This window comes from Vibrio sp. 811, from assembly GCF_033339195.1.
Map to the genome: position 1 here is coordinate 160,503 of NZ_JAWOUB010000008.1, position 14,502 is coordinate 175,004.

The window sequence follows — 14,502 nt, forward strand, 5'->3', positions numbered from 1 at the left end:
TACCAGTTAAACGCTACATTGCAATCAAAGAATGAGGATCAATCGCTCGTAATCGTGAGCAAACAAGGAGAGAAAATGCTATCCAACACCAATAGAACGGAAATTAAGAAAGGCGCACATAAAGCCGTCTCTGATGTTAGCAAACTGCACGCCATCATAGATGAAAGCCTAATCGCTCATATTGCGATAACCAACGAGTCAGGCCCTGTGGTCATCCCTATGCTGGCATGGCGTGTCGATGATTACGTGTATATCCATGGTGCCAACAACAGTCGACTATTACGCTCACTCAAACAAGGAGTGCAAACGTGCTTAACCTTTACTTTGTTTGATGGTTGGGTATTGGCTCGAAGTGCGTTTCACCACAGTGCGCATTATCGCAGTGTTGTGGTCTTTGGCCAGTTTGAGATGGTGGAAGATAACCAAGAGAAAGACAGGTTGCTGAATCACTTTATTGAACAGATCGCTCCGGGGAGAACAGAACAAGTCCGTTTGAGTAATGAAAAAGAACTCAAAGCCACCATGCTGCTGCGTATTCCACTCCTAGAAGCATCAGTGAAAATCAGCAATTTTGGCGTCAACGACGATGCGGAAGACATGGACATCCCTGTTTGGGCAGGTGTCCTACCCTACCGAACCGTCGTAGGTCCACTGCAAGCTTGTGACGATTTGTATGAAGGTATCGAAGAGCCAGACTACCGCAGTGCCTACTCTAACCGTTGGCAGGAATAAGCACCGTAAAACGTGCGCCGCCTAAGTGACTCTCGCCGACAGAAAGCTCCCACCCCAGTTGCCGCGCTGCACTGGTAGCGATGGCAAGCCCTAAACCAAAGCCTTTCATGTCGGCGTTGCGGCTATTGTCTAAGCGCGAAAATGGCATAAATACTTCTTCTCGCATCGCCTCAGGGATGCCCGGACCATCGTCCTCAATATCGATGCTCCAGCAATCCGCTACCGTTCGAATCGTCACCTCAACGCAGGACTCACCATAACGCTTGGCGTTTTGCAGTAAATTATCGAGGACAAGGTTACCCAAAGTAGGCTGAAAGTGAATCAATTGGTTCGCGAGTTTATTTTCTGCTCTCAACATGGCGGACTCTAAGCCTAGGTAGTTCATGCGGCTTTTACACCAAAGTGGCAGTTCCATGGTTTCAACAGAATCGATCCATGAGTGGTTTTTCACACTCAAGCGAGACAGCATGACAATGTCGGACGTTAAGTCCGTCACGACATCAACGTATCGTTCAATATCGTCATGTAACTCTGCCTGCATTTCACCACTCGTGCGTCGAGCTAAATCCGTCGCTAGCTGAATACGACTCAGCGGAGTGCGCACTTCATGAGGAATAGCTTGAGTAAAGATGTGTGTTTGGCGTACTCGTCTCTCAATCTCTTCAGACATGCAGTTGAAGCCTTGGGCGAGCTCTTTCACGGGTTGCGAAAATTGCTTTAGATCGACTCGCGTATTCAACTCACCAGAACCAAATTGTTGTTGCGCAGCCGTTAGTTGCCGAATTTGGCGGTCAAGACGTCGTACAGGTATGTAAACCATAATGCCTAAACTGCATACAACAACCAAAAGTAGAGTAAGTATAAATACAATCTCAGAATCTTCATTCCAATCAACGTGTGGGCTAAAGAAATCCGTTTTTTCTTTGAAAACTAAACTCTTCGAAGTGTTAGGCAAAGGGAATACCGCAGCATAGGTACTGCCATCAATAAGATAAACAGGTATCCCCTGCATACGGTACAGCAGATTACAATCTCGACAAGGCGGTGATCCGTCCCAGTTTTCAACCAATGTTAAATCAAAGATAAAGAAATCTTGCTTGCCGTTTTCGGTTAACTTCTTGTAGAGAGAATCCGGAGTGCCTCGTTGCTCAATGTATTGATCGACAAAATAAGCACCGTCACTCAAAAAAACACCGACTTCTGTTTTGCGCATGTACTCTTCCCCCATAAAGAGAAACAAAGCAACAGTCAGCGCAAGGCCAGTTACTAACCCCACATATAGACGAGTAAACAGGGAAAACATGCGTCATTTACCTGTCAGCATGTAGCCGTGGTGACGTATGGTTTTAATGGTAGCCGTATGGATATGAGCCTTAGAGAATTTCTTCCTTAGTGAGGATATACGCATATCAATCGAACGATCAGTAATACAGTATTCAATGCCTCGGGCAAGACGGCAACATGATTCACGAGATACTGGCTTATCGACATTCAGCATCAGGAGCTCTAAAATTTCAAACTCAGAACTCGTTAAACCAATATCTTTTTGCAAATAAAATGCTTGGGAGCGACGAAGACAAAGACTAATGCCATATCGGCTCAGCTTTTCTTCTTCAACGATATCAACTTGACGACAATAGCGACGCAACGCTGCTTCAATACGGGCGAGCAAAATATTACCTTTTATCGGTTTGGTAAGGTAATCATCAGCACCGAACTTAAATAAGCTCACCTCGCTCATTTCATCATCGGTCGCAGTCAAAACAATGATAATACCATGATAAAACTTACGCGCCTCTTGGCATATTTCTGCGCCATTTTTTCCTGGTAACATCAAATCTAACAGCACTAGGTCCGGCTTGAGCCCCTTAATCGTTTCTAATGCATTTTGACCGTTATCGATGACAGTTACCGTATATCCTTCGGCTTCGAGGTACATTTTGGTTAATCGAGCAATCTCTGAGTCGTCTTCTACCAGTAAGATTGTATTACCCACCATGAATCATTTACTCCACCAATATGATGGAGGGAGTATATCGCTCGCCCTATACTGCGCAACCCACTTAAATGATAATTTTAATAAAAAGCAGGCTTACATACGCTTACAAACCATACATATACGATAATCCTAATCATTCTATACCCCTAAAACCATGCAATAACCTGAGGTTTTATTCATTATCAGAATATAGCTTCACAGAGAAAATAAAATTCGGAATAAAAATCCACTATGTTTTTAAATATATCGAATAATAGGTCTTACCAAAAAACAATATCAACATATATGACTTAGTTTGCTTATATAGACAGGACTTTATGTTGCTTCTAAGTTTCTTGCTCTAATAAAGTCTACGAGTAACATGAAATGAGATATTCCAAATTAACGCCTTTAGCCATATTTTGCGCGATAAGTCTAACTGCTTGTGGCGGCAGTGAATCTAATTCGAAACCATCGACAACGACACCTCCAACACCACCAATGCCAACATTGAGCACTGTCACAATCCCAACTGTCGTTTCTACAGAGTTTCCAGCCAAGTTAAAAGTGGCTGCTGATGCTGGCTTCACCCACTATGTGAAAATCTCCCTTTCCGAAGCAAACAACAACGATACATTTCACATTGTGGCTGTTGATGACGGTGCGAATAATGAAAAAATCTTTCGTGCAGCCAAAATCATCCAACACCTTCTCACAAACCAACCAGACTCTAAGTACGGTGCTGACAAGTCTCGTATCGCTAAGACATTAGCCGAGCGTGATGCCACACTAATGCTGACCGAAAACGATGAACAGAATGATGAGATGTTAACCAAAATCTTTATCAACGAACTGATTCGCCAAGATAAATTGAACGATGCAGTTACAAACTCGGGCTTAGCACACTCTTTTGATACGAGTTCTCTAGAAAAGTTTGTTGTAAGCATGATCGTACTTAACGAAGATGATATGGATACACTTGTCACATCTATCGCGTCAACATTAGTAACTAGTAAAGAAACACCAAACTGGCTAAGGAATAGCCAATCTTTAATGTATCGAGAACTGACAGTTGAAGGCGATTGCCATTACATGAGTAATTTTGCCGATTACTGCGCCAATCTTGGTAAAAAAGCCGAACGAGACGCCGCTTTTGAAGAAATTTTACACTTGGTCCAAGCGCAAGGTATTGCACCTAACACGGCGACTGCGGCACTGCAAAATGACATTCAAGCTCATGCGTTAAGCATCTATAACGATATTCAATCGGGCAAACCGACAGTGTGGCGCCCTACTCAGTATGACTGGGACGATTGGAAATCGGACGACTTCGATCCTGAAAGTGTGAAACAAACGGGCCCTTCATATTCTCACGAATATTTTGCTGCCGCTTTTGAAGCGTACATGGGCGTAGCAAAAGCAAACGGACATGGTTTAGATGGCTACCAAGCGTTAACGCGTGAAGAAATGCAAACCCAAGATCCACAAGCCGTTGATTGGATCAGTGGCTTATTCCACGGATACTTGCAATATGCCGCGAATATCGACTCTGCGGGCGTCAAGCTCTACACAGAAAAGACAAATCCAGGCACAGTACCTACCTTCCGTATGGCTCCCAACAAAGACGGTTCGATAGAAGCGTACACCTACAAATCTCAGTGGCTAACAAAAGTGAAGATCATTGGCGACGACGCGATGAATGTGATCGGTAATGATCAAAACAATACTTTTGAAGGCAACAGCAAAGACAACAGCATTTATGGTGAAGGCGGTATCAACACCTATATCGTGCCACACAAACTGGCGGAATGTACTGTTATCAAAGCAAAGAGTGTTTCTGTTGAGTGCCCAAATACAGGCACTGACGAGTTGTACGACATTCAGAACATCCAATTCACCGACCAAACCCTAGATGTAACCAAGCTATAAACAATGAAAAACATGAAGAAACTTATTCTATTCGCTCCCTTGCTCCTTGCTGGTTGTGGTGGCCTAGCCGTCATGGATCGTACTGATGCCGTAAAAGCACAACCAGAAATGCTGATCAAAACCGACGGTGATTTTTGGGGATTCGGTGCAGATGGCCATTTTGATTTTGCTGGTAAGTACAAAGGCAAGTATTCACGCAGTGCTTCTAACTCAAGTTGGTTTAACCGTATCTCTTTCAAAGAAGGTTCAATGGGCGCAGAAGTGACTCGTATCGACAGCGGGGAAACTTGGCTTTTGAACTGCACCGGAGGCGGTATGTCGGTTAACTACATGGGCGTCGATTTTGGTGGGAATGATCCTTACACCTGTGACATTACTCAAGATGGTAAAAAAGTCGGTGAGTTTGCGATGGAGCCAAAATCCGCTCTCATCGACATCAGCTTTGAGAAGAAAGAGACAGGCGTAGTGCGTATTGGTAGCACCCACTTTACTGTAGAAACTGTACATACTAGTCCTGACGCCATGATGGCGGTAGACATTCCATTGGGGTATAGCTTTAAGGAAGGCACACAAGAAATTGCCGCTGTGCAGACGAACGGTACCATTGCGGTACAGATGCTCCCTGAACTTAGCGAACAAAAAAAGGATGTAATTGCCATCGGCGCTGTTGCAAGTGCACTAAGTTGGCGCCCTAAAAAATAGCCATTACATAAAACAACAACACACAAAAAAACAAAGCCCTCTACTTTTTTGAGGGCTTTTATTGCTTGTACTCATAGAGATAAGTGGAGCACTACTTCTCTAATCTTCCCGTATACTGCTTGGGCGTTAATCCACGATGTTTCTTAAACATACGATTGCAGCTCGCCACATTGGTGTAACCAAGGCGCGTGGCAATGTCATCAATACTCACGCGCTTACTCAACAAACCAGCTGCAATATTACTCAATACATAGCCAGAAACCGTCGAAAAATTGAGTCCTAATTTATGCAAACGGCGTTGAAACTGCTGTTCAGATAAATCAAGCAGAGAAGAAACGCGCTCTAACGTTGGCAATCCATAATGGCTGCTGTAATTCACCACTTCATAAATCACTTTCAACTCATCTTCTGGGTCGGGCATATTAAGCAAATCATCCAAATCGGAAAAACTCATCGCTAGACGGTTGTCTTCTCGATGGCTCACTTGGCGAGAAGCTAGTCGGTCATCTCCCGGGATCCATATCTCTGTTTTTGGCTGACTCCATTCCACCTCGCAGCCGAAATATTCCCGGTATCGCTCAGTATTTTTTCTCGAGCCTGAAACCTTGACACGTAAAGGCTGGTAATCTTTGCCAAGAAATTCGCGTAACACCTTAATCATAAATACCGCACAGCGGATACTATCGTGCACCTTTACTGACGTTTCTATAAACGGGTTGTGGTAAGTCCATTTGATGATTTTACCCGACTGTTCGCCAGCAAAAAACGCCCCTGATTGTAGGTTGCTCACACCATAATTCACTCGCCGAATGGTACTGGCTAAATCATTGCCGGAGAATAACCAGCGTCCCACTGGCCCTAGCTTTTGCAGTTCAATACCTCGGCTGAGACTCAACACCACATCCGGGTCACCACTGGCTTGTTCAACACAACGATACCATTCCGCAACGGCTTTTAGCGGGATCAGTGTCATTGGGTTACGAAACACCGATGCTGGGATCCCTAACTCATCCGAGTCCAAATTGTATTTAGATAACGCGAGGTTATGCATGTTTAGAATGCCCATCGCGCGAATAAACCGAACCGTTTTCATAACCAATCACATCAAATTTAATCCTGTAGTGATTGAATCTGTCACAAAGAAAGCCGCAAATCAAATTCAGATCACAATACGCCAACAGTTTGATAGAGGAGCGTTTAATGAGTTTACTGAGTGTCCCATTTGTCGGTACAGGCGCAGATACAGCGTTACATGTTGTTGCTGCTGTCGTTTTAATCGCGAGTGTCGCGGGCGCGTGTTACGGCTTTTGGAAAATCCATGAATTACCTATCAATAAAGCACACAGCAAAGATCATCATCAGATAGGGCTCATCACTGCGCTGACCTGGATAGGGTTTGTCTGGCACTGGGTTTGGGTGCTAGCCGTGATCTTTGCATTTGTTGATATGGAAAAAGCCATCATCAATCTGCGTGATACATGGAAAAGTAAACCGCAAACAGAAACACAGCCAAAAGAGGAAGCATAATGTTAGAAGGTTTAGCGGTATGGGCACTCTTCATCTATCTGCTGCGTTTGGTTGGCATGCCTTGGAACAAAGCAACCAAATCGTTCGCTTATCTTGGCGGTTTGAGTTGGCTGATGTTCGTCTGGGTAGGTTTGATTAACTTCACCCCGATGGATTTATCCGGCGGTTCTGTCGTGCAGTCACCACACATCCAATTGCGTCCAGATTCAACCAATGTAAAAGGTAAAGTTGACCACATTTACATTGAGCCGAATCAGCAAGTTAAAGAAGGTCAGCTCATTTATGAACTTGACCCAACGCAATACAAAATCGCATTAAATCAAGCGAACGTATCCGCTGATTCTGCTCGCGTTGCATTAGCTACGGCAAAAGGCGACATTGAGATTGAAGAAGCTAACCACGAAGCGCTAGTGCAAGATCTAGAAACATCCAAGAGCCAGTTGGAAGCGGCCAAAGTTGACTACAAATTGCAGAAAAAAATGCTAGATCGTTATGTTGAGCAAAACCGAGTGGTGCAAAACACCATCACGGAAAGCGACATCGACAAACAATCGAGCACGGTAGATATGGCACGTCACAACGTGTTAACCCTTGAGTCTCAAATCAAGAAGAAACAAGTCGATATTTCCCGTGCAAAACTGGCGATTCATAAAGCGGAACTTGCAGTTGAAACCAAACAAGCCGAACTGCGCCAAGCTGAAGAGCAAATTGCAAAAGCGCAATGGGATTTGAATAGCACAAAAGTTCATGCCCCAACAGATGGCTTTGTCACCAACTTTATCCTGCGTGAAGGTCAGCGTGTATCGATGATGCCGCGTATCAACATGTACACTAACGAGAAGTATGTGCTGATGCGAGTGAACCACCAGGCGATTCGTAACATCAAACCGGGTCAGCCAGCGGAATTCTCTTCGTCCGTTTACCCAGGTAAGATCTTCTCAGCGACCGTCGAAGGCATTGTTGAAGCAACAGGTGAGTCACAAGGTAATCTACTGGGTTTCGATGATTCCGTACGTGTCACCACTGGAAAGAACTTACAGAACAAACACCACTTTGTTCGTCTTAAGATTGATGAGCCAGAAGGCTACGACATCCCTGTTGGCTCTGTTGGCCTCGCATGGGTCAGCGGTGAAAAACCGATAGGCTTCATGGCCTTCTTAGATGTGATTCGCGGGATCATCATCCGAATGAAGTCTCAACTGTACTTCTTCTACTCTATCTAAACTCGCAAACCGCCAGTTACGCTGGCGGTTTTCTTTTCATTTGTATCCAAACATATCCTTTTCCCGTATAACAATTAGTTAGTAAATAGCGGAGAAGATTCATGTCGGCAAAGGAAAGAAGCCTACCTACCCATCGCATCTCAAGATTCAGCAAGTTCGCTTCACTTGCTACCCGTGTCGCAGGCAATGTGATTGCAGAAGGCACGAAACAGATAGCCAAAGGCAACAAACCAAAAGCGAAAGACCTCTTGCTGACGCCACAGAACATCGCGCGCTTAACTGACCAACTTGCTCACCTGCGTGGCGCTGCAATGAAGCTTGGTCAAATGCTATCAATGGATGCTGGTGATGTTTTAGAACCTGAACTTGCCGATATTCTTTCCCGTCTTCGTTCCGACGCAGACCCAATGCCTGCAAAACAACTCAACGCAGTAATGGAAAGTTCGCTAGGAACGAATTGGAAAGCTGAGTTTCTGTCATTTAACTTCAAACCAATCGCCAGTGCATCAATAGGACAAGTGCACCAAGCCTACAGCGATGCGGGCGATAACCTAGCCGTCAAAGTGCAATATCCGGGCATACGGAAAAGTATCGATAGCGACGTCGACAATGTCGGTACACTGCTCAAGGTCGTTGGGTTGATTCCCGAGTCTGTCGACTACAAAGGATTGCTCGAAGAAGCGAAAAAGCAGCTACATGACGAGGCCGATTACGCACGAGAGGCACAATTTGCCATTCGTTATCATGACGCTTTGAAGGAGCACCCTCATTTTGTGGTGCCCAAGATTCATACTGAAAGTTGCTCAGACTCCGTTCTCGCGATGGAATTCATTGATGGCAGTCCGATTGAGCAAATCGAACATTATGATCAGAGTACGCGAGATTTTGTCATGCACAGCCTACTCGAATTACTGTTCAGGGAGCTGTTCGAATTTAAGATGGTGCAAACCGATCCTAACTTCGCCAACTACTTATATATCGAAAACACTCGTCAAATCGGCTTGCTAGATTTCGGGGCGACTCGCGAGTACAGCGAGCGGTTCAGCACTGGTTATCGCCAAGCTTTTGCATCTGTCGTGAATAATGACGAACAAGGCTTGAATGATGCGCTTGAACAAATAGGCTTCTTCAGCCAAACCATCCTTCCAGACCAACGCCAAGCGATTCTCGATTTAGTAAAAATGGCATGTGAACCGATGTTAGTTGATGAGCCTTATGACTTTAAAGCCAGCGGCTTAGCACAAAAGCTTCGCGAAGCGGGCACTATATTGAGCATGGAACAAGAATACTGGCATACTCCACCAGCAGATGCCCTATTTTTGCACAGAAAAATCGGCGGAATGTACTTGCTGGCAGCCCGTATTGGCGCAAAAGTGAACATTCGCCAATTGGTACTGCCATATCTCACCATCAACAGCGAATAGCCTATTGTTTTTCTGTTACTTTCAAGTACCTTGAGCAAGGTTAAGATGCATAGTTGTGCATCTCAATAACATGCCATACTTCCATAAAACGAATTAACTATCGGGGTACTCGGTGAGCAAGTTTCAAGATCTCTCCACTCTAATCCAGCAAATTGGCCAAGCCGAAGAAGCGGATCAAGTCGCAACGCTCAATGAATCTATTGAAGCGGGCCTCGAGCCCGGCGCGGTTGCCCTGATTCTAGAAGCATTTCCAATCGACGATCGTGTTCGCTTATGGCGAGCTTTACCACTAGAGCTACATATCGACGTGTTAACGGAAATGCGTGCGGACGTACGTTTCTCTATCATCAATGCGTTATCTGAAGTCGAGCTAAAGCTCACTCTCGCTAAACTCGACAACTTGTCGCTCATCGAATGGGCCGATTCGTTGCCAGAGTCGATCATCAACGAAGCGCTCTCGTTGATAGAAAAAGATGAGTTGGAACTTTACGATCAAGCAAACGAGTATGCTGATGAAGAACTCGGCCACTGGGCTGAACGTAAGATCATCACCCTGCCCTTCAACATTACGATTGGGACAGCTAAGCAGTTAATGGAGCGCTATAGCTACGACACGCCTCAACAGGTGTATCTGATTAATCGTAATAAACAGTATCGTGGAACGGTCAATTACTTCGATATCTTACGTGGTGACCCCGATACTCGCTTAAAAACACTCGTTATTGAGGCTGTGACGGTGCTAGACAGTAAAATGATGCTTCCTGAAGCGGTAGAGGCATTAGAACACAGCACACTGCCCGCTCTCCCTGTAACTGATGCAGACCAAACACTGATCGGTGAAGTCGATTGGCAGTTTGCATTGAGTACACAGCGTGAAATCTACGAAGCACGTTTGATGGCCGGTACAGGTATGGATGAAGGCGATGACTTGTTTGCGCCAGTATTAAAAAGCTCGCAAAAGCGCGGTGTTTGGTTAGGCATCAATTTGCTTACTGCGATTTTGGCGTCTGTCACTATCGGACTGTTTGAAGATGTAATTGCTCAGGTAGTGGCTTTGGCGGTGCTCATGCCAATTGTTGCATCCATGGGGGGCATTGCTGGCAGCCAAACGCTCACTCTAATGATTCGTGCGATGGCGCTTAATCAGATCACCCCAGGTAACCGCTTCAAGCTTTTGAAAAATGAGTTGGGTATTGGCTCTCTGAACGGCATTGCTTGGGCGTTAATCATCGGCGGGCTCGCCGGATTGTGGTTTCAATCTCCGGTTCTAGGGGGAACCATCGCGCTGGCCATTATCGTCAATATTATTACCGCAGCTTTATTTGGTGTGCTGATTCCCATTATTCTGGATAAGTTTAAATTGGACCCCGCTTTGGCTGGCTCGGTGATTCTAACAACAGTGACAGATGTAGTTGGTTTTTTCGCCTTTTTAGGAACGGCGAGTTTAGTCATGCTTTAAAAGGTTCATTGTTTATTAATCAATCATTAGCATAATAGAGTCAAATTGCATAACGCAGTTGCAAATTGCAAACAAACTCAGACTTTAAGCAACGCATGTCACAGAAACTACGTATTTTAGGGCATATTAAAGTTGGCACAGTAACTGCATCATATAAATCGACCCTTCTTAAGCCGAGGGTCACCTAGCCAACTGACGTTGTTAGTGAACTTGATTTTGTTCACATGTATATAAGCCAATCGCACTCTTTGCGGTTGGCTATTTTTTTATGTGGCTATTGCCCTCTTATCCTCTGACCGAGCTCGGTTGTACTTTTCTTACCCACAACAAATTGTTTACTGTTTATAAAATTCAAATATTCGCCCAATAAACCATTAGAAATGCCAGCTTCAACAAAAATAAATCACCTACATAAAATAAAAGCTAGAAAACATACCCAAGAAAAGAACAAATAACGTCCAAACCAAAAACCTCATCATGAAAACGTTTTCTTTTCATAGAAATCGACTGAACAATCCAGAGTTATAGATAAATTTAATCCATAAAAACAAATAGCAATTCAAAACACTAATTTCACATAGAAAACCTGTCTACAAATCATAGAAAATACGTAAAAATAAAATTTTCACTTTTAGAATTGAAAAATTAAACTATTGTTATTTAAGAAAAAACACACACCAAAAACCAAGCAAACGTTTAAATTGCAATTTTATAATTGACTATTAAATTTACATCACGATAATACGCGCCGTTTGCCTGAAATCAGGTGCTATAATTTAATGTTTCAATGTGCGGAGGTAATAATGGCTGGAGACAATAATTACAGTCTTGGACCAGTTCCCAACACGGCCAGAAAAGGCGTGGCGTCACTTATAATGGTGATGTTAGGACTCACTTTTTTCTCCGCAAGTATGTGGACTGGGGGTTCTCTCGGTACTGGGCTCTCCTTTAATGATTTTTTCCTCGCTGTTCTCATCGGTAACCTAATCCTCGGTATTTACACTTCTTTCCTCGGTTACATCGGCGCTTCTACTGGTCTCTCTACTCACCTTCTTGCTCGTTTCTCTTTTGGTTCTAAAGGATCTTGGCTTCCTTCCGCTCTTCTTGGCGGAACTCAAGTTGGGTGGTTTGGAGTTGGTATCGCGATGTTTGCGATTCCGGTGCATAAAGCAACGGGCATCGATACCAATACTTTGATCCTCGTCTCCGGTTTGCTCATGACCGCGACCGTTTACTTTGGCATCTCCGCACTGATGGTGCTGTCAGCAATCGCCGTTCCCGCGATTGCACTACTTGGCGGCTACTCTGTCATCGAGGCAGTAAAGAGCGTTGGTGGTATTGGCGAACTACAACAAGTTCAACCAACCGAGCCACTCGACTTTTCAATGGCTCTCGCGATGGTTGTCGGCTCTTTTGTCAGTGCTGGTACATTAACGGCGGATTTCGTACGCTTTGGTAAAAAGCCGCGCAGCGCCGTGATGATCACCATGGTGGCATTTTTCATCGGTAACTCGTTAATGTTTATCTTTGGCGCGGCAGGTGCGTCAGTGACGGGTCAATCAGACATTTCTGAAGTGATGATCGCGCAAGGTCTTCTTATTCCAGCTATCATCGTTCTTGGCTTGAACATCTGGACGACCAACGACAACGCGCTCTACGCATCGGGGCTTGGATTTTCCAACATCACAGGCTTACCAAGTAAATATATCTCAATGGCGAACGGTCTTGTTGGCACACTTTGCGCTCTCTGGCTCTACAATAACTTTGTTGGCTGGCTGACCTTCTTATCTTTGGCAATTCCACCGATTGGCGGCGTGATCATCGCTGACTTCTTCACGAACCGTAAACGCTACGTAAACTTTGAAGCCACCCAGTTCCAAAGCGTAAACTGGGCTGGCATTATCGCTGTAGCGATTGGCGTTGGTGCAGGACACTTCCTTCCTGGCGTAGTACCGATTAACGCTGTACTTGGCGGTGCAATTAGCTTCCTGATTCTTAATCCTATTCTCAACAAAAAAGCACTGGCTACACAGCCAGCGTAAGGAACCATCATGACAACACTACTGATCAAAAACGTAACGCTAAAAGGACAAGAAGGTCTGCAGCAAATTTTGATTGAAGATGGTCAATTCAAGCGCATTGAAAGCAACGATGTGGAGCCTAGTCATAACGTTGACATCATCGATGCTGAAGGCGGTATGGCGGTTGCGCCTTTCTGCGAGCCACACATTCACTTAGATACAACTCAAACCGCAGGCGAGCCAAGCTGGAACATCTCTGGCACATTGTTTGAGGGTATTGAACGTTGGGCTGAGCGCAAAGAAATGCTGTCGATTGAAGACGTGAAAGCGCGCGCAAAACAAACCTTAAAATGGCAGATAGCAAACGGCGTACAACACGTTCGTACCCACGTCGATGTTTCAGACCCTACCCTAATTGCCCTAAAAGCGATGGTAGAAGTGCGTGAAGAGATGAAAGAATGGGTAGATATCCAAATCGTCGCCTTCCCGCAGGAAGGAATTCTCTCTTACCCAAATGGCAAAGAGCTGCTAGAAGAAGCCGTCAAATTAGGTGCGGACGTGATTGGCGCGATTCCACACTTTGAATTCACACGCGAATATGGCATTGAATCGCTGCACTACGTATTCGAGTTAGCGCAAAAATACGACCGCCTGATCGACGTGCATTGTGATGAAATCGATGACGAGCAATCTCGCTTTGTTGAAACACTGGCAGCATTAGCGCACAAGTTTGATATGGGGAATAAAGTCACGGCCAGTCACACCACAGCGATGGGTTCCTACAACGGTGCATACGCATCTCGCCTGTTCCGTTTATTACGCATGTCCGGTATCAACTTCGTGGCAAATCCATTGGTGAACATTCACTTACAAGGCCGTTTTGATGATTACCCAAAACGTCGCGGCGTAACACGAGTGAAAGAGATGCTGAATGCCAACATCAACGTCTGCTTTGGACACGATGATGTATTTGACCCTTGGTACCCACTAGGCACTGCAAACATGCTGCAAGTGCTGCATATGGGTCTGCACGTGTGTCAGGTGATGGGTTACGACCAAATCAACAACTCACTGGATCTGATCAGCACCAATTCAGCACGTACACTGAACATTCAAGACAAGCACGGCATTGAAGAAGGCAAACCAGGTAGTTTACTGATTCTTCCCGCAGAAGATGGTTTTGACGCAGTACGTCGCCAAGTGCCGGTTCGTTACTCTGTTCGTCACGGTAAAGTGATTGCAGAAACACAGCCTGCGACAACTCATATTCATCTTGAACAAGCAGAGCAAGTAACGTTCAAACGCTAAAAAGATCGGCGAAACGAAAAAGGCCTGACGACATCGTCAGGCCTTTTTTCTACTGGTTGTGCCGTCCTAAATAAGGTTGACACTTTCCACCCCAAAAATTGGAGAGTGTTATGAAATCAACCACTAAAAGAACTCAGCGCGATTACTCCCTCGCTTTTAAACTCACTGTAGTTGATGAGGTTGAAAAAGGAAGCCTCAC

At 44.9% G+C, this 14,502-nt stretch carries 12 protein-coding genes; 9 read left to right on the plus strand and 3 right to left on the minus strand.

Translation table 11 applies throughout. The features are described 5' to 3' along the window. Positions 1 to 75 precede the first annotated feature (75 nt). Positions 76 to 732 (plus strand): pyridoxamine 5'-phosphate oxidase family protein, encoded by a 657-nt coding sequence (locus tag R7Q46_RS14500; RefSeq protein WP_206970339.1) that lies wholly within the window; start codon positions 76 to 78, stop codon positions 730 to 732. Here the strand turns inward: R7Q46_RS14500 and R7Q46_RS14505 are convergent. Continuing rightward, on the minus strand, positions 713 to 2,035 hold the full coding sequence (locus tag R7Q46_RS14505) for an ATP-binding protein (protein WP_318077563.1): 1,323 nt from the start codon (positions 2,033 to 2,035) through the stop codon (positions 713 to 715). The genes R7Q46_RS14500 and R7Q46_RS14505 overlap by 20 nt on opposite strands. A 3-nt stretch (positions 2,036 to 2,038) precedes the next feature. Then, the gene (locus R7Q46_RS14510; protein WP_005373624.1) at positions 2,039 to 2,731 is read right to left on the minus strand and encodes a response regulator transcription factor; all 693 of its coding nucleotides are present in this window, start codon (positions 2,729 to 2,731) and stop codon (positions 2,039 to 2,041) included. A gap of 366 nt (positions 2,732 to 3,097) precedes the next feature. Between R7Q46_RS14510 and R7Q46_RS14515 the strand changes: the two genes are divergently transcribed. After that, positions 3,098 to 4,639: a hypothetical protein gene (locus R7Q46_RS14515; RefSeq protein WP_318077564.1), complete on the plus strand. Its 1,542-nt coding sequence runs from the start codon at positions 3,098 to 3,100 to the stop codon at positions 4,637 to 4,639. Between the two features lie 12 nt (positions 4,640 to 4,651). Then, on the plus strand, positions 4,652 to 5,341 hold the full coding sequence (locus R7Q46_RS14520; protein ID WP_031778188.1) for a hypothetical protein: 690 nt from the start codon (positions 4,652 to 4,654) through the stop codon (positions 5,339 to 5,341). Positions 5,342 to 5,432: 91 nt separating this feature from the next. On the opposite strand, the gene R7Q46_RS14525 is transcribed toward R7Q46_RS14520, so the two are convergent. After that, entirely contained in the window at positions 5,433 to 6,434 is a 1,002-nt protein-coding gene (locus R7Q46_RS14525; protein WP_213871424.1) for an AraC family transcriptional regulator, read from the minus strand. Positions 6,435 to 6,541: 107 nt separating this feature from the next. Here R7Q46_RS14525 and R7Q46_RS14530 point away from each other — a divergent pair, with 107 nt between their 5' ends. The 6 genes from R7Q46_RS14530 (at position 6,542) to R7Q46_RS14555 (ending at position 14,303) form a co-directional block, all read left to right on the plus strand. Further along, positions 6,542 to 6,868, plus strand: a complete 327-nt coding sequence (locus R7Q46_RS14530; RefSeq protein ID WP_017635162.1) for an MFS transporter — start codon at positions 6,542 to 6,544, stop codon at positions 6,866 to 6,868. Next, the gene (locus R7Q46_RS14535; protein ID WP_213871425.1) at positions 6,868 to 8,091 is read left to right on the plus strand and encodes an HlyD family secretion protein; all 1,224 of its coding nucleotides are present in this window, start codon (positions 6,868 to 6,870) and stop codon (positions 8,089 to 8,091) included. Before R7Q46_RS14530 ends, R7Q46_RS14535 begins: the two co-directional genes overlap by 1 nt. 101 nt (positions 8,092 to 8,192) lie before the next feature. Then, positions 8,193 to 9,515, plus strand: a complete 1,323-nt coding sequence (locus R7Q46_RS14540) for an ABC1 kinase family protein (protein ID WP_213871426.1) — start codon at positions 8,193 to 8,195, stop codon at positions 9,513 to 9,515. Positions 9,516 to 9,627: 112 nt separating this feature from the next. After that, on the plus strand, positions 9,628 to 10,974 hold the full coding sequence (locus R7Q46_RS14545) for a magnesium transporter (RefSeq protein WP_005373641.1): 1,347 nt from the start codon (positions 9,628 to 9,630) through the stop codon (positions 10,972 to 10,974). Between the two features lie 803 nt (positions 10,975 to 11,777). Beyond that, the gene (codB, locus tag R7Q46_RS14550) at positions 11,778 to 13,016 is read left to right on the plus strand and encodes a cytosine permease (RefSeq protein WP_213871427.1); all 1,239 of its coding nucleotides are present in this window, start codon (positions 11,778 to 11,780) and stop codon (positions 13,014 to 13,016) included. A 9-nt stretch (positions 13,017 to 13,025) separates the two neighbouring features. Next, positions 13,026 to 14,303 carry a cytosine deaminase gene (locus tag R7Q46_RS14555; protein WP_213871428.1) on the plus strand — a complete coding sequence of 426 codons (1,278 nt, stop codon included), beginning with the start codon at positions 13,026 to 13,028 and terminating at the stop codon, positions 14,301 to 14,303. The last annotated feature ends 199 nt before the right edge of the window (positions 14,304 to 14,502 follow it).

Coding starts and splice junctions, on each gene's coding strand:
- R7Q46_RS14555 (WP_213871428.1), top strand. CDS start 13,026: ATGACAACACTACTGATCAAAAACGTAACGCTAAAAGGACAAGAAGGT.
- R7Q46_RS14510 (WP_005373624.1), bottom strand. CDS start 2,731: ATGGTGGGTAATACAATCTTACTGGTAGAAGACGACTCAGAGATTGCT.
- R7Q46_RS14535 (WP_213871425.1), top strand. CDS start 6,868: ATGTTAGAAGGTTTAGCGGTATGGGCACTCTTCATCTATCTGCTGCGT.
- R7Q46_RS14505 (WP_318077563.1), bottom strand. CDS start 2,035: ATGTTTTCCCTGTTTACTCGTCTATATGTGGGGTTAGTAACTGGCCTT.
- R7Q46_RS14525 (WP_213871424.1), bottom strand. CDS start 6,434: ATGAAAACGGTTCGGTTTATTCGCGCGATGGGCATTCTAAACATGCAT.
- R7Q46_RS14515 (WP_318077564.1), top strand. CDS start 3,098: ATGAGATATTCCAAATTAACGCCTTTAGCCATATTTTGCGCGATAAGT.
- codB (WP_213871427.1), top strand. CDS start 11,778: ATGGCTGGAGACAATAATTACAGTCTTGGACCAGTTCCCAACACGGCC.
- R7Q46_RS14500 (WP_206970339.1), top strand. CDS start 76: ATGCTATCCAACACCAATAGAACGGAAATTAAGAAAGGCGCACATAAA.
- R7Q46_RS14520 (WP_031778188.1), top strand. CDS start 4,652: ATGAAGAAACTTATTCTATTCGCTCCCTTGCTCCTTGCTGGTTGTGGT.
- R7Q46_RS14530 (WP_017635162.1), top strand. CDS start 6,542: ATGAGTTTACTGAGTGTCCCATTTGTCGGTACAGGCGCAGATACAGCG.
- R7Q46_RS14540 (WP_213871426.1), top strand. CDS start 8,193: ATGTCGGCAAAGGAAAGAAGCCTACCTACCCATCGCATCTCAAGATTC.